Origin of the sequence: Mycobacterium sp. OAE908, assembly GCF_017872775.1 — a bacterium.
GTDB lineage: Bacteria > Actinomycetota > Actinomycetes > Mycobacteriales > Mycobacteriaceae > Mycobacterium.
The window spans coordinates 48,298-68,192 of sequence record NZ_JAGGJL010000003.1; the positions used below are offsets into that span (position 1 = coordinate 48,298).

Genomic DNA, 19,895 nt, shown 5'->3' on the forward strand with positions numbered 1-19,895 from the left:
TTGGATGCATGCCTTCGCGATCTCCGTCCAGATATCGGACGCCCGCGTGGGTGCGAGAAACACTGCCACACAAACGACTACTGCGAGCAGCAACAACACCGCCGTCGCCACACCCACCCAGATTCGCCGCATCACATCCCCTAACAGCGACATGGCCTCAAGCCACGAACACCACCCGCACCACTGCCAACGACCACAGTGGCACCATCGCCTCCGATTCGGGGCAAATCGCCGCTTTCTCGCACGGTGCATAATCTCTGCCGCGTGACCGAATCGACGAGCACGGCAGAGTCACATCTCGAAACCGCTGGCCTCCAAGCCGATACCCGCATCGCGGGTTGCCGCAGCGGCCACTCGCTCATAGCCGCTGCGCCAGGCTTCAGCGGTTCTGCGGTGCGCCTGCCACATGGCGCGGCGGACGCGGCGGCGTAGCTCGTTGCGTTCAATCACCTCGGCGACCACCTCGGGAAGCAAGTGACGCTCGGTACGTTCGGCCTCGGTGTGCATGGTGCGGGGCCGCTCGTCGTTGCCCAGGATCTGGCGGAAATAGTAAGCGGCGGAATGCTTGTCACCGCGCCGGATCTGGTGGATCTCCGGCGCCGCCACCGGTGCGGCGTGTTCATGGTCGGCCTCGTGGGCCACCCGCTGATACAGGAACGCCTCGTTGTTGTGGCGGCCGCGGGTCATCGCGACATACAGCATGGCCCGTGTCGCGCCCTCACCGACGACGGCATAGCAGCTGTCGGCGGTAACCCCCTGCGCGGAGTGCACCGTGGCCGCATAACCCAGCGTGATGTGCTCGGTTAGGTAGTCGGCGTCGAACACCGCGCGTGCCTGATCGCTGAGCCGTTGGGCGGCAATCCGATTGGTCTTGGTGTCGATGCCTGCCACCTGCCACCGGTTGCCGTTACGCACCTGATCCACCGCGTCGGTGGGTCTGTGTTGGGGGCCGGGATGCACCGGAATGGTGGCGTCGTTGCTTCGGCTCATCACGATGTCACCGACCCGGATCTGCTGGTCACGCGCCGCGGTCACGGCAGGGCCCGGCCCGGTCAGCGTGTCGTGTAGTCGGCGGTTCAGCGCGTCGGCCATCTCCCAGGTATCGCAGATCACGAGCGCGTCTTTGGCGTTGGCGCGATCGTGGAGGTAGGCCTGCAGGGCGTCGGCGGCCATCGCGATCGGATCCCCGGTGTGCAGCCGGCCGCGGTCGCGATACCACCTGACCGCGCTACGCAACCGGTTGCCGTGCGCGGCGCGCAGCGCCAGCGACATGTCGCGCTCCTCGGGATCTTTCATCCGCCACACCTCACCGAGGCGCTGACTCCACGGCAGCTCGGCACACATCTGCTCGAACATGCCGCCGCGCGCTTTGACCGGCGCCAGCTGATACGCGTCGCCGACCAGCACCATCTTCGCGCACCCGCGGGTGGCGCACGCGAGCAGCTTCTTCAGTTCCGGGGTGCCCAGCATCGAGGCCTCATCGACGATCACCACCGTGCGCGCATCGACGCCGAGCCGGTTGTCTTCAATGAGTTTGAGCGCCTTGGCGACGGTGAGGCCTTTATCGCCAGCGCCCTCACCCATCGCCTCATCGACGGCCTTACCGGTCGGCGCCAGCACCAGCACCTGTTTGCGGGCGCGGTGCGCCGCGGCGCGCAGCGCCTTGAGCGAATGCGTCTTACCTGCTCCCGCGGGAGCCTGCAGCGGCTGGACCAGGAAGGGCGAGGTGGCGATCGCCCCGATCGCGCGCTGCTGATCGACCGACAGGTCGCCGAGGTCCTCGTCGCGCACATCCAGCCGCGCCCCGTTATGGGCGGCGTCGGCCATGTCCAAGACGCGCTGCTCCTCGGCGATGACCGCCTCGACGGTGAAGCGTTCATGGCCCTCGCGGTGGTGGGCGCGGCGCGGTGCGCTGATGCGCAGGCTCACCTCGCCGACGATCTGCTCGATCAGCGCGCGCGGGTCGCCGGGCGCGTCGATCGGCAGCTGCGCGCCGATGAGCTCCACCATGTCGGCGCGGGTGAACGCGGCCTTGTCGATCTGCGCGGCGCACGCCGCGATGTGCGCGCGATCCGCCGCGCTGCGCTGCGCGGTGCGCCGCTGCGTGCGCGCGGCGAAATGCGCGTCGCGGTCCAGACCCAGACCGCGCGCGTCGGCGCGCCAGCCCTCCTTCAGTTCGTGCCAGGCGAGTGACTCCGGCTTGGCCGGTCGGGTTGCTTTCTGCGCGGCAGCCAACTGCGCGGCCGTGGGTTCACCGTCGACGATCACCAGGTTGTCTTTGGCCCATTCCCGCAACCGGGTCGATCGCTGCGACCACGCCCGGATGGTCTCTGTGGTCACGCCGGCGATCTCGGCCATCCCGGTGTGCGGGTCCACCGCCTGCCACTCGAACCCGCGCTCGGCGTGCAGCTCGTGGCGCAACGTCGCCTGATAGATCACCCCGGCGGCCTTGGCCTCGTGATACAGGCTCTTCGAATCGATGCTGACCAGCCGGCCGTCCCTGCGCGGCTGCCGATTTGGGACGATGACATGGGTGTGCAGGTGCGGATCGCCGCACCGTGACGTCTCATGCTGATAGGCGATCGCGACCAGCCCGGGCAGCCGCTGCAGGTCCTTGGTTTCGGTAATCGGATTGTGCACGCGGGTATAACCGGCGTGCTGTTTCAGATAGGTCATCGCGGCATGGACGGCTTTGGTGTGGGCGGTGGCGAGGATTTTTTCGGCGATGTCGTCGGTGAGTGCCCGGATCAGGCTGACCGACTTCGGCGCGGCGAACGTCAGGTCGAAACCGTGGATCGACTTCTCGGTGAAGGCGCGGCCCAGCGCCCCGTTGGGGGCGGTCCCGTAGTCCAGCCACACACGGGCGTCGTCGCTGTCGGCATCCCCGCCTTCCATCGCGGCCTCGCTGAGACCCGTTGTGCGGCCGATGGCTTCCTTGTCCCCGACGACCAACCAGGTCGGGATGCGGGTATCGCCTTCCGAGTAGTACTCGGCCAGCCCCCCGTTGGCGCTCTGCCGGTCCATGGCGGCTTGTTTGGCCGCATCAGCGGTGTCGTTGTAGTAGTTGATGGAAAACTTCGTCAAGCGCGAGATAGTCAACAATGTCGACGCTTCGATCGTTGTCGGTGAGATCGCCTGGGGTGGAGATGGTTTCGCTGAGCTGTGATCGTCGCGGCCATTGGCCGCGACCAGAGCCCCTTGTGGGGCAGCGGTTTCGGGCGCGTGCAGCATCCCGCCAGGGATGCTGTGGTCCGCAATCATGCGGCGCCACAACGCGTCCGAACCCAGTATTGCACTGCTGTGCCAATGTGCCGGACGGTTATTTTGGTTGGGCGGTGAGGGGCTGGGGGTGTGGATGGTGTTGGGGGTGTTGAGGACTCGGGTGAGTGCGGATGAGGATCGGGGGGCGGTTGGTGGTGGCGGAGGGTGGTGTGAGGGCGGTGGGTGGTTGGGAGTTGCTGGGGTGTGGGTGATTCGAGTCTGCGTCTGAGCGCGCGTGCAGCGGATACCGGCGGTGAGGTGGTGGATTTGTCGGCCGGCTTGTCGGGTGACCCCGTCACAGATCGACGGCTGTGGGCTGGGTCGACGGGCGGGGAAAGGGCTGCGGCCGGCCGGCTCTTCGGGGGGTCGAGGCCTGGCCGGCCGCAGTGTCGGGGACTATATGTGCGGTTTCTGTGTGGGGCCTGTGGGCTCGGTAACGATGAGGTGGCGGATCTTGCTGGGCGGCATGCCCGCTCGTAGTGCGGTGTCGAGCATGACCGCCAGGCGCGGGGGTGCGCTGTCGTCGTCGCGGGCGGCGGCCGCGGCGTGGGTCAGCGCGATGCCTGCGCGCACGGTGTCTTCCCCGCAGTAGTAGGCGAACGCGGCCATGGTCAGCAGTTCGGCGCGTGTGCGCCCGCGGTGCGGGGCCGCGATCTGGGTCCACAGCCGGCCCGCGACGAGTTCGCGTCCGGCCGCCAGGCGCAGCAGCGCATCGCGCCATCCGATGTGCGCGGTGACGACGAGCGCGGCGCGCATCGCCAGATCGGTTGTGGGCGGGCTGTTGCGGCTGATGGCTTCCTGCAAGTCGATCACGGTGGCGTCGGCGAGGGCGACGATGTCTTGAGCTTCGGCGTCCACGGCCGGGGCCGGGTCGGTGGTGGTGAATTCCCGTTGGATGTGGTCTCGGGAGGCGGCGATGACGCGGCCTTGCATCACTCCCAGCGCGGTGGCCGCGGAGTCGATGTAGGCGGTGGTGGTGCCGGTGTGGCCGGTGTCGAGGTCGATCCAGTGTCCGGGTGCGGTGACGCTGGAGGTCATTAGCGTGCGGTGCACGACGATGCCGCAGCGGTGCAGCGCGGCGCGCACCGTGTGCAGCAGCATGTGCGCGTGTTCGTCGTGACCGCTGCCGCAGACCGCGGCGAGGATGGCGCCGGGGTAGTGGTCGGCGTCGAGCCGGCACGCCCGCGGGAATCGTTCGGCGGCTTCGCGATCGATGGTGAGCGGGCAGCGGATGGCGCTGCGCATCGCGACTTTTCTGTCGTCGCGGTGGCCCGCGGGGCCGAGCATGAGCGCGACCAGGTCGTCGGTGGGCACGAATCCGAGCAGGTGGGGCAGTGCGGCGAGCAGGTCGGCGGGGGTGGTGAGGGTCAGTTCTGGTGTGTTCATGGTGTTTTCCTCGTTGTCGAAGGTGATCGGTGCGCCGGTTGGCGTGGGGACAGGGCGACCGGTGGGGTGGCGGGGTCAACCCCTTTGAGCCGCCGCGCAGGAGGCGAATTTCGTCGGGCGAGCGCCAGCGAGCACGGGGTTGGCGAAATTCGTCGGAGCCGCACGGGCGCAGCGGCGGTGAGCGCCAGCGAGCCGGCGCGAAGAACGGGCGAGCGCGGATAGCGGCGTGGGTTGACGCCGACGGGGCCCCGCCGGTCACACTGGGCGCACGCTGACGGCTAGTTAGGTGAGTGGCTACGGACTCGTACGGCGCCGCAGGCGCCGTGTCACCGCAGGTGATCGTGTGATCGGATCACCGGGTGATCCTGTGATTAGGTTCTGTCGGTGCAGGTCTGCGGGAGTGGGGCGTCAGTCCAGGTCTGCGGCGTGGATGCGGCGCTGGATCTCGGCGAGGTTGACCGCTTCCTCGCCGAGCATTGCCCATTCGCGCCAGCCCTCGAGTGCGTGCTCGACGGCGTGGAAGTCGACGCCGGGGCGGCTGATCGCGATGGTGTCGTCGTGATCGGCCCGGTGCGGGTCAGCGATGACCGCGACGAGCTGGCCGGTGCCCGACAAGACGTCGTCGGCTTCGGTGTCGTCGCGGCGGAACCGCAGCCGGCGTGGCCGCCCGTCGAGGTCGACGAACTGCCACGCCAGCGCGTAGTCGATGTCCATTTCTCAATTGTGGTGGGTGCGCGCCGGTCGCCGGTGCGCCGGTGTGGCCGCTATCGCGGCCACCGGTAGTCGTCGGCGGTGGGGTCGGCGGCGTGCTCGGCCCCGTCGAGGAAGACGGCGACCGCGGTCTGGTGCACCCGGGTCAGCAGGTCCAGTGTCGATTTGAGGCCGCGTTGGTCGCGGATCTGGAAAGTGATTGGCCCGCAGTGCAGGTCGACCCAGTGGATGGTGAGGGTGCCCAGCTTGTTGGGGCCGGACTGCGGCACCACGCAGTAGGCGGGTCGGCGGGTCCAGTCGATGGCCAGGGTGGTGCGGGCGAACGGCTCATAGGGCGGTGTGGTGGGGGCGGCGATCTCGCGGGGCACCCGGGTCATGGCGGCGCGGGCGGCGGCGAACGCCTCGAGCAGGCCTTGGGCCGACGACGCCGAGTAGATGTTCATCAGCGCGGTGCCGAAGATCAGCCCGATGCGCGCGTCGGTGGTGCGGGCGTGATGCACGGTCACATCGGTGGTGATTTCGCCGCGGATGACAGCGATGGTGTGGGTGATGGTGGCCGCTGGGACGGTGTGCAGTGTCTGAGTCATGGTGATTCACCTCGTGTTTGAAGGGGAGTGCCAGTTGGCGGCGCCGGGTCGGGCCGGTGGGGTGGCCGGGTCAACCCCTTTGAGCCGCCGCGCAGGAGGCGAATTTCGCGGGCCGAGCGTCAGCGAGTCCGGGTTTGGCGAAATTCGTCGGAGCCGCACGGGCGGAGCGCAGCGGAGAACGGGCGAGCGCGAGAAGCGGCGTGGGTTGACGCGGTCGGGGCCCCGCAGGCCACACTGGGCGAGCGCTGACGGCAAGAATGGTGAGTGGCTACGGATTTGGTATTGGCCGCCGCAGGCGGACAAGGGCGTAGGTGCGGCGCTGCATGGCTGCGGTCGGTGTGCGCCTCTCGCGGCAATGCCGATCGTTTCTCATCATGCCTTGTGTAACAACACATTTGGCCGCCAGATACATCTGGCCGCGCACTGGCGGATCCAGCCGATTCACAGTCGTTGACGGTGAATAAACGGCAACTACTTCGAACCCCACCACCGCAACGACGACGTTGGATAGCCGGCAAGAGCCTAGCGCTCGTCAACGGATTTGCAGTCTGCCCTCTTCGCGTTCGCGGAACCGACTGCAGGAAGTGGACCCCGCCGCGTCGAACCTCGGCCGTGTGTTGCTCATCGTGGGTGAGAGGAAGCTGTCAGCCAACGGCCGGGGCCGCTGGCACTCGAATGGACCCTCTGACCACCTGCTCTGAAAGTTTGGCCCTATAGATTCGTAATCCTCGACCCTTTCGCAGCGCACGAACTAAGCGTTAATCCTCCGAGGCGGTCTCGTCGAGCAATCACGCCTCAGACCGAGACTGAGGCGGGTACACCGTGATGAGCTGGTCCTCGAATGCGAAAAAGGTGACGTGATGGGTGAAGGTCGAACAAGGGTATTGATCATCGGCGGCGGATTCGGAGGGTTGTTCTGCGCGCGGAGGCTCGGGCATGTCGATGTTGAGGTCACGCTGCTTGATCGCGCCGCGTCCCACGTGTTCCAGCCGCTGCTTTACCAGTGCGCCACCGGCACGCTGAGCATTGGGCAGATCAGCCATTCGCTGCGCGAGGAGCTCGCGCGTCACCGCAACGTCACCACCCTGCTCGGTGAAGCGGTCGACCTCGACGCCGATGCGCGTCGGGTCACCGCTCGCCGCCCCGACGAGTCGACGTTCACCCTTGACTACGACGTGCTGATCGTCGCGGTCGGAATGCGGCAGTCGTATTTCGGTCAAGAGGAATTCGCGCAGTGGGCGCCGGGGATGAAGACTCTCGATGATGCGCTGAGTGTCCGCCGCAGGCTGTTCGGCGCATTCGAGATGGCCGAAACGCTGCCTCCGGGACCGCAGCGCGACGCCTGGCTGACCTTCGCCATCGCCGGTGGTGGACCCACCGGTGTGGAGCTGGCCGGGCAGATCCGGGAAATGGCTACTCGAGCCCTGGCCAACGAGTTCCACAGCATCGAGCCCCAAGACGCGCGTGTACTGCTCTTCGACGGGGGAAGCTGCGTTCTGGGCAGCTTCGCGCCAGCCCTCACCGACAAAGCCACCAAGATCCTGCAGAATCTGGGCGTCGAACTGCACATGGGTGTGCACGTCACCGACGTGCGACACGACGGCGTAACCGTGACCCCCAAGGCCGGCGGGGCGCCCGAGGAGTTTGCGGCCAGGACCGTCCTGTGGACGGCGGGCGTCGAGGCCGTGCCCTTCGCGCGACGTATCGCAAAGGTGCTCGACGCCAAGTCCGACCATGCCGGACGCATCGCAGTGGAAGCCGACCTGTCCGTGCCCGGGCACCCGGAGATTTTCGTCATCGGTGACCTCGCCGGCCGCGACAACCTGCCAGGAGTGGCTGAGAACGCCATGCAGGGCGGAATCCACGCTGCCGCCTGCGTTCGTCACGACCTCGCAGGCAAGACCCGTCCGCCCTACCGTTACCGCGATGTCGGCTCCGCGGCCTACATCAGCCGAGGACACGCCCTGCTACAAGCCGGCCCGGTCAAGCTCTCCGGGTTCATCGGCTGGCTGGGCTGGGGACTCATCCACATCGCATTTCTCACTGGCGTAGAGAACCGCATCAGCACCGTCGCCACATGGCTGGCCACGATCGCCCGCGCCCGGCGCACCGACCGCACGTTCACCCTTGGCAGCACGACGTCACCCGAGCACCCCTACACCTGGCTGAAGTTCGTGCACCCCAACATGCTTCGCGCGACGCATCATTCCGACGAGGCGACGCCCACGCCTTAACCAGCCGGTCGCCGCTCGACGGACTTACAGTCCGTCGCGAGGATAATCGCGCGACTTACAGCGAGGACGTCAACGTCGGGGGCCGCGCCGCCGGGATCCGGCGGCCTCGGCTCGCCGCCACAGCTCCGCCAGGTCGGCGCGCATGACGGTCAGGTAGTTCGTGAGTTCTTCTCGGGAACAGTCGCTTTCGGCGAGCTGGGTCATCCGGGTGCCATGGAAGCCGACGGCGCGGCGGTAGGCATCCTCGAGCACCTCGCGGGCGTACTGGTCGATCATGGCGGGGCTGACGGTGTTTGTGTAGAGCTCGGCGAGGCGCACTGCGAACGCGTGGTGACGGCGGGCGGTGACGGTTCGCCCGCCATCAGCCGGCGGACGATGCCGGGCGGTGCGCAGCACGACGACCGGATCCGGATCAGTGCCGGTGTCAACGAGGTGGCGGACGATCTCATAGACCCAGCGATGATCGGGATGCCAGATAGCGGTGTCGGGCACCAGCGTAAGGATGGGCGCGACCTTGGCGGCCGGCAGGTGCAGCAGAGCCCCGACCAGCTGGGCTTCGGGATCCCAGTGGCGCAGCGTGTTTTCGGCACGCTGCCCGGGGGCCGCGGTATCGCCCCCGACAACGGTCAGCTTGGGCGCGCTGCTCATGTCGACACCTCGGGTGCGAACAGGTCGGCCTCGACGATCACCGGGCTGTGGCCCGTACAGCGGCACTCGGCGAACGGCCCTGGGCCGAAGGTGATTGCGGTGCAGCCGATCTCGCCGTGGTCGCGCGCGGCGTGGCTGCACACGCAGATCTCGTCGATCGCGGCGGCGCCGACGACGCCGCCATCCCCGCCGAGGATCTCGTAGTCCGCCTGGGTCCAGATGGCGGTGATGATGCGGTGGCGCTGCCCGATGGTTCCCAGGAACCGTTCCAGCGCTGCGAGTGCCACTTCCCGCCCGGGGTGCGTCGTTACCGCCGATGTCTCCGGATGGTTGATGGTGAGCGTGAACATGTCTCAGGCGACCTCGCCAGCCAGGTCGTCGATGTGGTCGGGGCGAAATCCGCTCCAATGCCGGTCGCTGGCGAGCACCACCGGGGCCTGCACGTGGCCCAGGCTCATCACGAAGTCGCGCGCCTGCGGGTCGGTGCTGAGGTCGACAGTCTCGTAGTCCAAGCCGGCGCGTTCGAGTGCTCGCAGGGTGGCGCGGCATTGCGGACATCCGGGCTTGGTATAGACGGTGATGTGTTGCATGTGAGGCCTTTTCGACGTGATGCTTCGTATTTCTATTCTAAATGCGTTGGGAGCAACCCAGTTACGTTATTTTCTTGCTATCCACACGATGACAATTTGTCCACAAAGGTCGCCGGTGTGAGTTTCGGCGGTGATATCCGCGTTGTCATCGTTGGTGCTGGATATCCGCGCGTGACAGGCGAATCCGCGTGCGGCGCGCTGCGACGGATTGGCGCGGATATCCACGGCCGAACGCGAAATAGGCATGATTTGTTGTAGCGAATGGCTCCGACAACGCGGATATCATTGTGTCGCTTTTTGCTTTTCGGGCTGGCAGCCGCCCGCCGGCCCGCTGAGGAGGCCGGCGGGCGGAGCGCATCACGCGTCGTGTGCCAGCTCGCGGTACAGCTCATCGGCGTCGCGCTGGCCGATCAGAACCTCCTCGATGGCGGCGAGCGCATAGCCATTGGCGGCCAGGAACCGCAGGTACTGCGCGCTGCCGGGTTGCGGTTTGTAGGAGCTTGCCGCGTCGCGCCACGCGTCTTTGGGCGTGCGGCCTTCCAGCGCTGCTAGCACCATCCCCAGCAGCAGCACCTGGGCGCGGCCGTCGCCAGCGGGGGCAAGCTTGGCGACCGCCTCGTGTAGGGAGGTGTCGGCGGCGCCCAGCAGTTCGGCGACGATGGGGCGCGCGGCGTGGTCGACCAGCAGACCGGGCCCTCGTTCCAGGCAGGTCGCCACGAACACCATCGCCCCTTTGACGGGTGTCTTGCGGGCCAGCAGGTGCTCGCGGACCCACGCGCGGCGAACCTCCGCGGCGGCTTGCCCGAGCTTGTTGAGCACCAGGACTTTTCGCCGCTGGACGCGTTGGGCTTCGGCGCGGGCCTCAGCGTCGTCGGTGTCACCTTGCCCGCACACGATGGGCTTGGCGTGGGTGAGGAACTCGGCGAGGGTCAGTCCGGCCCCTTGCGGATCCAGGCAGTAGTACTCCGGGGTCCAGATGGTCTTTTCGATGACCGAGTCGGCGTGGCGGGTGCCCTCGGCGGGCTGTCGCTCGGGTTGGTGTTCCGTGGACCAGTCGACGTCGGCCTCGTCGGCCGGCTCTCCGGTGGTGGCGTCGACCAGCTCGGTGTCCTCGACCATCCACACCGCCCACTGTGCGGCGTCGGTGACGGCTGCCTCGGTGGCCTCCTGATCGTCGGCGGTGCGCAGGTTGCGCAGCAGCACCGCGCTGGTGTCGCGCCACGCCGGTCGGTCGGCCAGGATGGTGAATCCTTGTTCGGCGTAGCCGGTTTCGGCTTCGCGGCGCGCGCGTTCGGCGAGGCGGTCCTGGCGCACTTGGGCGACGCGGTGGTGAAACGCCGGTGTTCCTGCCGCGGCGAGCAAGGCGTTGATGGCGTCCTGGTCGCCGTCGAATTCGGTGAGCGCGGCGGCTTCGGTGAGCGACAACTGGCGGTCTTGGAGTGCGGCGAGCGCGGCGGGGGAGTCGGCCACGGTGGCGGCGGCGGTGACGGTGTCGCGATCGACGGCCAGCTTCTTGGCGACCTTGGCGGCGGAGACGCCGGCCAGCAGCATCTGGTTGATGCCTTTGGCGCGTTGGGCGTCGGTCAGGGCCGTACGTTGGTCGTTGGTGACGATCTGCTGGGCGATGCGTTCGGCGGTGGCGGCCTTGTCGTCGGTCAGCTGCGCGTCGAGGACATACACCGGGATGGCGAGCAGCTTGGCTTGGCGCGCGGCTAATGTGCGGCGCTGCCCGTCGCGAACTTCGACGCCAGCCTCGGTGCGTACCGCGGTGATGGGTTGCAGCACACCGTGTTCAGCCACGCTGGCGAGGAAGTGCGGGTCCAGTGCGGCGTCGTCGCGCACGTTATCCCCGATCACCAGCGTCGTGGGATCGAGGTGCTCCAGGGTTCCGGTCATGATCTCCCTTTCGGGTCGTGGGCGTGGGCCGCCCGTTTTTGTTTGCCTTCTGGCACTGGAGATCCCGGCCGGCAGGCGACGCGAAAGCGCAATGGCCCGGGCGCGGAGTTCTTTTCGCCCGATCCGCAGGAGCCCGGCGTTGGAAAAGAACTCCGCGAGCCCCTTGGGGCCCGTAGCGCAGCGAAGGCCGGTGCCTTGCGCGCAGCGGCGCGCCGGCCACAATCGGAAGGCCAGAAGGCAAAAGCAACTCTCGGCGTGTCAGTCCTAGGTCAGAACCGTCGTTGTTCAGGCCGTCAAGTTTGATGCTCGGTACGGAACCCGTTGAAGTGCGGACGGCTTCATGGAGCACGCGGTTGCGTCGAGCATGTCGACTTCGCGGAGCTGTGCTCGCCGGGGTTGGAATGTGGTGTACCCGCAGACCGTGAGAGTCGCCGGCCCAAGGGTGATCATCAAAGGGATGGTGCAGGCGGGGTTGAAGATCGAGATGGCGATCCCGGCCAGGTACGCGCCGTACATGACCGCCGCGGCGGAAAGCGCGGCGCGGGGGTCCAGTCGTCGGCGGACGGTGACGGGAACCAGAGCGAGCACGAGTACGTCACCCACACCCAGACAAGCAGTGCCGCCCGCGGGAAAGGTGAATAGGAAGCCGATTGGTTGATGACTGAGCGTGCCCATCAGTGTCGTCATGAAACCGGTCAACGTGGTCGCGATGATGTCGTACACCGTCAGGAATGCAGCCAGTGCGGCCAGATGGGCCGGGGTCGCGCCGAGTTGCGCCCACGCGACCGCCACAGCGACGACGACTACGACCAGCAGCAGATCAGTCAGAGCCCAGCGAGGAATCGGCCCGGTATGCGAGGTCACCAGTAAAACGATCGCGGTGACGATGAACACTAGCGAGAACCTGTGCAGCGCACGGTTTTTCAACACCGGCGCGGTCAGATCGGCGGCGGCGTTGACAATCACAGCGCCGGCGATGACCGCAGCCAGCCACGGCGGCTCGACCACCGCCACAAACGGATACAGCATCACAACGATCGCCAGTACGGTGACATCGCTGTAGTCGAACACTCCCAGGCCGGGGAGCGGCAGCTGCCAGTACGCGTCGTAGACGCAACTAACGGCCATGACGATGGCGCCGAAAACGGCGATCACAAGCACGTCCACGCCGCATCAGTTCTAGCGGCGGTGGGGGTCAACGCCGCATCCGCGGGTGGTGCGTCGATGATCACCCCGCGCAGGGGGTAGGCCCGCTCGCCGGTCGTGGCGAGGTCGCGAACCAGAGTGATGTCGCGGACCGGAACATGCGCGCGTGCGAAGCCTTCCCGCAGGCTGGTTTCGGCCGGTGGATCCGGGTCGCTCACTTGCACGGTCACATCCAATGTCGCTTCGCCGGTGTCTCGGTAGGAGATTCGCGCGGGCAAAGCGACATCGGGGTTGGCCTCCACCACCTCGAGCAGCTGCCTCGGTGTGATTGTCAAGCCGGGGCGGTGCACCGTGAATGACAGTTTGCCGTGCGGGACCGAGGTGGCGGGCATGGCGGCCATCGAGCATGTCAATCGTCCGGGTAGGGCAGTGACGACATCGCCTGTGTCGTACCGAATGAAGACGCTGGCCTGTCGAAACGGAATCAGCGGGGTGATGACCAGGGTGGCGAGTTCGCCGGGCCGCGCATGCCGCGTGGTGCCGAGCGCGCGGGTCTCGATGACTGCCTTGGAGGGCTCGAAGTGTAGGTGCCCGTCCTCACAGACCGAGCCCGCGGCCGGGGCCGTTTCGGTCATGCCGTAGGTCTGCACGAAGCGGACGTGATCGCCGAACACGGCATGCGCCCGATCCAGCAGGGCGTCGGTGACGACTTCGCCGCCGACCATGATGGTGCGCAACGCAAAATCGTTGGGTCCCAATCCTTGCCGACATGCCTCAGTGATCAGTGATCCCAGATACGAGGGATAGGCCGATAGCACCGAAAACGGAACAAAAGGGCTAGCCGCGAGAAGCTTGACCATCTCGGCCGGGGCGAGCTGCCCGGCCATGGCGGCTTCGGCACCCACCATCGCCGTTGAGGCGGCGATCGACGAATTGCCCAGCGCCGCGCGCGCCCACGTGGCGACCAGCACACGATCGCCGGGGGTGATCAGTGAGTGCACCAAGTTTCCGATTGCCGACAGCGCCCACATCGTCTTCAACTCCGCCGCCGAAAACCTCACACCCACACGCGTTCCGGTGGACCCCGAGGTGTAGAAGATCGCCGCGCCGGGCACGCCGGCGGCGAGGTAACCGTCGGGGTCGGCGATGTAATCGGTCTTGGTGGTCACCGGCAACGCCGCGAAGTCGGGCAGTCCGCCCGTCATCCCTTTCGTCGAGGTGAATGCGTCGGGCACATCCCGGTAGGCGCGGGTGCGTGACTTCGCGTAGCGCACCTGCCGGGCGAAGCATCGGCGGACGTGATCGGCCCACAGCTCAGGGTCGTGGTCGCTCAGGAGCGCATCGGTCGACGACGCGGTTAGGCCACGGTGGGCGTGCGTGTTCGATGCGGCGCGCACCAGCGATCGCAACACCCAATCAGGAAATGCGCGGCCTCGTGCCAGTGCAATCGCGTAACGCAACTGCGCCGCCGTCGACGACATCATCGGGTACCTCACTCACTAAAAATCAGAACTGCAACCAGCGCAGGCGATGGTGGGAGCCGCTACGCGGACGGCCCCCACCAAGCACGGCGTCATCAGTTGATGGTGAGGCCGAAGCCGACGGCCGACAGCATGCGCAGTGCGTGCCGTGCCTTGCGAGCTAGGTGCTTCATGTGGGTTCACCTCCTCTTGGTGTGCCGAGACCCAGACGGTGTCGGGTGAAATCGGGACCGCATCAGTTCTGGGTGAGACTGAATCCGACGGCTGACAGCATTTGCAGGGCGTGGCGTGCCTTGCGGGCAAAACGTTTCATGGGGTTCAGCTCCTCTGTGATCGGTCGACCTCGATGTGTGTTGTCGCAGTTAGGGACTAGTGACTGTTTGGTTGGGGCCGGCGGTGGCGGTGTAACCGTCACCGGGACCGGCCGTGGCACTGCTGTTGGGCCCTGTGGCGGTAGCGGTGTCGTTGCTGCCGGACACGTTCGTTTGTGTGACTGTGTCGTAGCCACCGCCGGCGATCGCGGTGCTGCTGTCGCCTTGGACGGTGGCGGTGTTGTTGTCGCCGAGGGCCGCAACGGCGTTGCTGTTGTCGCCGTCGACCTTGGCGATGTTGTTGCTGCCGCTGCTGGTGAAGGCACCGCTGTTGTCGCCGTTGACGGTGGCGGTGTTGTTACTTCCGAAAGCGGCGCCGGCCGCGCTGTCATTGCCGATGACGGTGGCGGTGTTGTTATCGCCGCGACCCGTGCTGGCGTGACTGTTGTTGCCGATGACGGTCGCGGTGTCGTTACTGCCGTATGCGACGCTGGCGCTGCTGTTGTCGCCGTGGACTATGGCGGTGTCGTAGCTGCCGCCGATTATCGTGGCAGTGCTGTTGTCGCCGTTGACGATTGCCTTGTTGTGGCCAGTAACCGTGCACACCTCGCACCGCGTGCTGCCGGCGGTGGCGGTGCTGTCGATGCCGTGGGCGATCGCGATGGAGCCCTTGCCGACCGAGGTGGCCGTGGCGGTGCCTTTCTGGACTCGGGTGACGCCGTTGGTCGCCACGCTGATATTCGGGCCTGTGCGCACTGCGGAACTCGATGCATCCGATGTCGATGTATCCGATGTGCTCGATGACGGTGGCGTGGCCGATGCGGCCCAGGGTGCGGCGGCCAGTGCCGCCCCGATGCCGACAGCGACCGCTAGCGCGCCCGCACGGCCGATGTGGCGGTCGCGGGATTCCGAAATGTGTTTCATGGTGTTCCTTTCGAGTATTGAGTCGACATTCGACGGTTCCCTTCGTCACCTCAGGGGCCCCTCGGCCTGCGATGCGCGTACCGAGTGAGAAGCGTTGCGCGCCTAGCCGTGTGCGCCATCGTTGCCCGCGGCGCCGGTGGACCCGGTGCTGCCGCTGGCCCCGGTGGTGCCGGTGTCGCCGGTGCCCAGTCCGCCGGCGCCTGCGGTGCCTCCCGCACCGGGGGTGCCCGCGCTGCCGCCCGTTCCGCCCGTGCCGCCAGCCCCGCCGGCGCCGGTCAATCCCGGGTGGCCGGTGCCCCCGCTGACGCTGCCGCCGTTGTTCGCACCGATCGTGCCGCCGGCTCCGCCGGTGCCGCCGCTGCCGCCGGTGCCACCCGTGCCGGCGGTGCCGCCGGTCCCGCCCGCGCCGCCGACGCCGAGCAGGCCTGCCGATCCGCCCGGTCCGCCAGGGCCGCCGTCTCCGCCCGCGCCTCCTGTGCCGCCGCTACCCCCCGTTCCGCCGGTGCCGGCATTCCCGCCGTATCCGGTGCCCTTGAGATAACCGACACCGTTGGCGAGCGTGATGTTGCCGCCGGCACCACCCGGTCCACCCGTCGCGCCGTTTCCGCCGTCCCCGCCGGAGCCGCCCGTGCCGCCACGCCCGCCGGAGCCGAACAGCAGCGCTCCAGCGCCGCCGGCTCCGCCCGCGCCGCCGGCGGTTCCGGCTGGGCCGTCGACGCCGACGCCGCCGGTTCCGCCGTTGCCTGCGTCACCGCCGTGACCGGTGCTGCCGGCACCTTCTGCTTCGCCGTTGAAGCTGCCGATGTTGCCGCCTGCCCCTCCGGCCCCGCCGCCTGCTCCGCCATCACCGCCGTTGCCGGCGTCACCGCCGTGGCCGGTGCCCCCGTTGGCTCCAAAGCCGTTGCTTTGACCGATGTTTCCGCCCGCGCCTCCGGCGCCGCCGCCACTTCCGCCGTCGCCGCCGTTGCCGGCGTTCCCGCCGACGCCGGTGCCCGGGAAGCCCTCACCGTTGCTGAAGCCGATGTTGCCGCCGGCCCCGCCGTTCTGGCCGGGCCCGCCCGGGGAGCCATCACCGGCGTTCACCGGTGGATTCGGGATCCCGTTGAACCCGTTGTTGTTTCCCACGTCGGTGCCTTTTGCAGCGGTACTGGTGGGCGTCAACGGATTAGCGCCTGCGGCGCCGGTTAGTCCCGACCCGCCTTGGCCGCCTCTGCCGCCGTTACCGAACAGCCACCCCGCGTTGCCGCCGTTGCCGCCCGCGCCCGCGGCGTCGGTGGCGGTGGCATCGGCGCCCCTGCCTCCTGCGCCGCCGCTGCCGAATACCAGCCCACCGTTGCCGCCGGTGCCGCCGGTGCCGTTGTTGACCCCGGCTATCCCGGCTCCGCCGGCACCGCCGTTTCCGATCAGCAGTCCACCGCGGCCACCGGATTGACCCGGGGCGCCCTGATAGCCGTTGCCGAACAACAAGCCCGCATCCGGATGGTTGGCGGTGCCGTTGGAGATGAAGACTCCGATCAATGTGGTGATCGGATCCAGCGGCGAGGCTGTGGGCATGATCGGGTTCGGCGGCGCCTTCAGTGGCGACAGCAGCTTCGGTGGCGTCGGGGTGGAAGGGCCAGATCCCAACAGCGCCAGGCACAATGGGTCGGTGCACCCGCCCATCGGCGCCGGCGACAGCGGCGGAGCCAGTGTCGCCTCGATCGAGGTCAGTTCCACCGCTGGCGAAAGCGGCGACGCCGGCACGCTGTGCGCTGTGGCCAACCAGGCGCTGGCTCCCGCGATGACGAAGCCGGCGCTGATAAGTGGAAAAACGGATCTAGTCATGGCCATTCCTCGCCCGTGCGCGGTGCATCTGTTTCCTCCCGTGCCGATGTCGTGTCGACGCATTCCGGGGCCAGAGACCGCTTCAGCTGCCGGTATCAGCGCGCCTGATCGGTTGCTGTGAGCGGTGTCTGGCCTTCTGGAGCGCTTGCTATGTAGTGTGCGCAGGCGGGTCGGTTTCGTTGATGGGGAAAATTCCCTAATTTTTGCGGCACCGTCAACGGATGCCATCCATAACTCAGGTCAGGCGAGGCGGCAGCTGATGGAGTCCCTGCTGGAGCGCGACGCGGCGCTAGCTGAGCTCAACGCGCTGGCGCGCTCCGCGCAGCGCGGCGCGGGCCGGGTGGTGTTGCTGTCCGGGGAGGCCGGGATCGGCAAGACCGCGGTGCTGACCCGCTTTGCTGCTGGGCTAGCACCCGATCTGCGGGTGTTGCGGGGCTGGTGTGAACCGCTGGACGCGCCGCGTCCGTTGGGCCCGCTGCTGGATGCGCTGGCCGGCATGGAGCCCTCGGCGGCCGCAGCGCTGGACTTGGCGATCGAGTCCGGTGACAGCGGCGCGCTTCACCGGCGGCTGCTGACGGTGTTGCGCGACGGGCACCGCTGGGTGTGGGTGATCGAGGATGCGCATTGGGCCGACGGCGCCACCCTGGACCTGCTGCGCTTCCTGGCCAGGCGCATCGCCTCGCTGCCGCTGCTGCTGGTGGTGTCGTGCCGCGACGAGGAGATTGACGACCAACACCCACTAGCCGCGCTGCTCGCTGAGCTGACGAATTCGGCCACGGTAAGCCGGATCGCGCTGGCTGCGCTGAGCGTGCGGGCGGTCGCCGAGCTGGCCGCAGGTAGCGGGCTCAACGCCGACGCGTTGTACCGACTCACCGGTGGTAATCCGTTCTATGTCACTGAGGTGTTGGCCGCCGGCCCTGACGTGTTGAGGCGGGAAACCTTGCCGCGCAGCGTGTCCGACGCCGTGTTGGGCCGGCTGGCTCGGCTGTCGGCGGCTGGGCGTGAGACGGCGTATGCCACAGCGGTGTGCGGCCCGCGGGCCGACCTGGCGTTGGTGCGCGAGGTGTGTCCTGCCGCGGCGACGGGGCTGGCGGAATGCCTGAGTGCCGCCGTGTTGGTCGCCGATGCGCAAACTCTGAGGTTCCGCCATGAGCTGGCGCGTCGCGTCGCGCTCGACGAAATCCCCGCCCATCAATGTCAACTGCTGCACAAGCGGGCCCTGGCGGTGCTCGCCGAACCGCCGATCGAGCCGGATACCTTGGCGGCGTTGACCGTTCACGCGGAGCAGGGCAAGGACTACGACGCGGTCATCGCTTACGGACCCGCCGCCGCCGAGCGAGCCTTGAGGCTGGCCGCCAACCGGGAAGCCGCCGAGCTGTATGCCCTGACACTGCGTCACGCCGGCACCGTCGCGGCCGAACAGAAGGTGACATGGCTTGAGCAGCACGCGTTTAGCTGCTTCTTGAGCGGGCTCGCCGAGTCGGCGGTGTCGTCCTGGCGTGAGGCGATCGCAGTGCGCCGCGCGATGGGCGACCGGCTCGGCGAAGGGCAGGATCTGTGCTGGTTATCCCACCAGTTGTATGCGCTCGGCAAGACCCGTGAGGCCAGCGAGGCCGGTGTGGCCTCGGTGCGGCTGCTCGAGGATGCGGGGGCGCACCCGCAGCTGGCCTTTTCACTGTCCACGATGGCCGGGCTGGCTGCGTTCGGTTTCGACCCGGCGTGCGCGCAGTATGCGGCCCGCGCCATCAGCCTGGGCACCGGGCTCGGGGATCCTGTCGTGGTATTGCGGGCTCGCTTCTTTGCCGCGCTGGCCCCCGTCCTGAGCGGTGACACCGGCTGGGATGAGGTGGAGTCCGCCTGGCGCGACGCCATGGCCGCCGAGGGGCTGTCCGAAATGGCCGGCCTGAATGGATCACTGATCTCCTGGTATGCCGCCGTGAAGCACGACCTCGAGCGCGCACAGCGCTACATCAACGAGACTTCCGATTTCTGCGCGGACCACGACCTGGAGATGTACCAGGCGATCACCACCGGCGCGGCCGCTGTGGTGTCGTTGCACCGCGGAGACTGGGCGAGCGCTTCGGCGTCCGCCGAGGACGTGCTGACCCGGCCGGGGTTGGGCATACCGCAGCGAATCTTGCCGCTGATCACCGTGGCGTTGATCCACGCGCGCCGCGGCGAGCAACCCGTCGGCGCGCTGTTGGACGAGGCCCTGCGCGCCGCCGATCCCGATGACCTGTCTCGCCTGGGCGTGGTCTGGGCTGCCCGCGCCGAAGCGGCCTGGCTGGCCGACGACAACGACAGCGCCCGCGCCGAAGCACAAGCCGGATTGGCGGCGGCCACCGAACACGCCGACCCGTGGCTGGTCAGTCACCTGCGCCGGTGGGCACACTTGGCCGGCGGCCCGTTCGACGACGCGTCGACGCCCGACGCCGTCACGCCCTACCGATTCGAAATCCGCGGTGACTGGCAGACCGCGGCCACCGAGTGGACACGGCTCGGTTGCCCGTATGACGCCGCGATCGCCCAGATCGGCGGCGACATCGGCGCGGTCGAATCGGCGCTGGCCACGTTTCGCCAGCTGGGTGCGAGCGCGGCAGCGCGCCGTGCCCAGCGACGTCTCGCGCAGCTGCGTGGCCGCGCTCCGCGACGTCGGCGGGCCGACGTCCGCGCCGATCCTGATGGACTGAGTCGGCGCGAACGCGAAGTGCTGGCCTTGATCGCCGCCGGCCGCAGTGATGCGGAGATCGCCGCCAGCCTGTCGATCAGTCGCAAGACCGTCGGTAACCACGTCAGTGCGATCCTGGGCAAACTCGGCGTCGACAATCGCACCCAAGCGGCAGCACGCGCTCGGCGGGCCGAATCCGCTGATCCCCAACAGCACGCGTAGTCCCAC

At 67.9% G+C, this 19,895-nt stretch carries 14 protein-coding genes; 2 read left to right on the forward strand and 12 right to left on the reverse strand.

Annotated features, from left to right (window positions below):
* Nucleotides 1–291: 291 nt before the first annotated feature.
* From J3E61_RS32690 to J3E61_RS32705, 4 genes are all read right to left on the reverse strand, one after another.
* Nucleotides 292–3,102: a relaxase domain-containing protein gene (locus tag J3E61_RS32690; RefSeq protein WP_210086992.1), complete on the reverse strand. Its 2,811-nt coding sequence runs from the start codon at nucleotides 3,100–3,102 to the stop codon at nucleotides 292–294.
* 555 nt (nucleotides 3,103–3,657) lie between these two features.
* On the reverse strand, nucleotides 3,658–4,647 hold the full coding sequence (locus J3E61_RS32695; RefSeq protein ID WP_210086821.1) for a DUF4192 domain-containing protein: 990 nt from the start codon (nucleotides 4,645–4,647) through the stop codon (nucleotides 3,658–3,660).
* Between the two features lie 408 nt (nucleotides 4,648–5,055).
* Nucleotides 5,056–5,361, reverse strand: coding sequence for a hypothetical protein (locus tag J3E61_RS32700; RefSeq protein WP_210086822.1), 306 nt, complete (start codon nucleotides 5,359–5,361; stop codon nucleotides 5,056–5,058).
* Nucleotides 5,362–5,411: 50 nt separating this feature from the next.
* A complete protein-coding gene (locus J3E61_RS32705; protein ID WP_210086823.1) occupies nucleotides 5,412–5,945 on the reverse strand; it encodes a hypothetical protein in 534 nt (177 codons plus the stop codon).
* An 860-nt stretch (nucleotides 5,946–6,805) separates the two neighbouring features.
* On the opposite strand from J3E61_RS32705, the gene J3E61_RS32710 reads away from it, so the two are divergent.
* The gene (locus tag J3E61_RS32710; RefSeq protein ID WP_210086824.1) at nucleotides 6,806–8,179 is read left to right on the forward strand and encodes an NAD(P)/FAD-dependent oxidoreductase; all 1,374 of its coding nucleotides are present in this window, start codon (nucleotides 6,806–6,808) and stop codon (nucleotides 8,177–8,179) included.
* Nucleotides 8,180–8,248: 69 nt separating this feature from the next.
* On the opposite strand, the gene J3E61_RS32715 is transcribed toward J3E61_RS32710, so the two are convergent.
* From J3E61_RS32715 to J3E61_RS32750, 8 genes are all read right to left on the reverse strand, one after another.
* Nucleotides 8,249–8,827 carry a helicase DnaB gene (locus J3E61_RS32715; protein WP_210086825.1) on the reverse strand — a complete coding sequence of 193 codons (579 nt, stop codon included), beginning with the start codon at nucleotides 8,825–8,827 and terminating at the stop codon, nucleotides 8,249–8,251.
* Nucleotides 8,824–9,177 (reverse strand): hypothetical protein, encoded by a 354-nt coding sequence (locus J3E61_RS32720; RefSeq protein ID WP_210086826.1) that lies wholly within the window; start codon nucleotides 9,175–9,177, stop codon nucleotides 8,824–8,826. The genes J3E61_RS32715 and J3E61_RS32720 overlap by 4 nt, the downstream gene beginning before the upstream one ends.
* Nucleotides 9,178–9,180: 3 nt before the next feature.
* A complete protein-coding gene (gene nrdH / locus J3E61_RS32725; protein WP_192726123.1) occupies nucleotides 9,181–9,417 on the reverse strand; it encodes a glutaredoxin-like protein NrdH in 237 nt (78 codons plus the stop codon).
* A 357-nt stretch (nucleotides 9,418–9,774) separates the two neighbouring features.
* Nucleotides 9,775–11,313 carry a ParB N-terminal domain-containing protein gene (locus J3E61_RS32730; RefSeq protein ID WP_210086827.1) on the reverse strand — a complete coding sequence of 513 codons (1,539 nt, stop codon included), beginning with the start codon at nucleotides 11,311–11,313 and terminating at the stop codon, nucleotides 9,775–9,777.
* Nucleotides 11,314–11,598: 285 nt separating this feature from the next.
* The gene (locus J3E61_RS32735) at nucleotides 11,599–12,480 is read right to left on the reverse strand and encodes a hypothetical protein (protein ID WP_210086828.1); all 882 of its coding nucleotides are present in this window, start codon (nucleotides 12,478–12,480) and stop codon (nucleotides 11,599–11,601) included.
* Nucleotides 12,465–13,955, reverse strand: coding sequence for an AMP-binding protein (locus tag J3E61_RS32740; protein ID WP_210086829.1), 1,491 nt, complete (start codon nucleotides 13,953–13,955; stop codon nucleotides 12,465–12,467). Before J3E61_RS32740 ends, J3E61_RS32735 begins: the two co-directional genes overlap by 16 nt.
* Nucleotides 13,956–14,302: 347 nt before the next feature.
* The gene (locus tag J3E61_RS32745; RefSeq protein WP_210086830.1) at nucleotides 14,303–15,175 is read right to left on the reverse strand and encodes a hypothetical protein; all 873 of its coding nucleotides are present in this window, start codon (nucleotides 15,173–15,175) and stop codon (nucleotides 14,303–14,305) included.
* Between the two features lie 102 nt (nucleotides 15,176–15,277).
* The gene (locus J3E61_RS32750) at nucleotides 15,278–16,999 is read right to left on the reverse strand and encodes a hypothetical protein (protein WP_210086831.1); all 1,722 of its coding nucleotides are present in this window, start codon (nucleotides 16,997–16,999) and stop codon (nucleotides 15,278–15,280) included.
* Between the two features lie 259 nt (nucleotides 17,000–17,258).
* On the opposite strand from J3E61_RS32750, the gene J3E61_RS32755 reads away from it, so the two are divergent.
* Nucleotides 17,259–19,889, forward strand: coding sequence for an AAA family ATPase (locus tag J3E61_RS32755; protein WP_210086832.1), 2,631 nt, complete (start codon nucleotides 17,259–17,261; stop codon nucleotides 19,887–19,889).
* Nucleotides 19,890–19,895 lie beyond the last annotated feature (6 nt).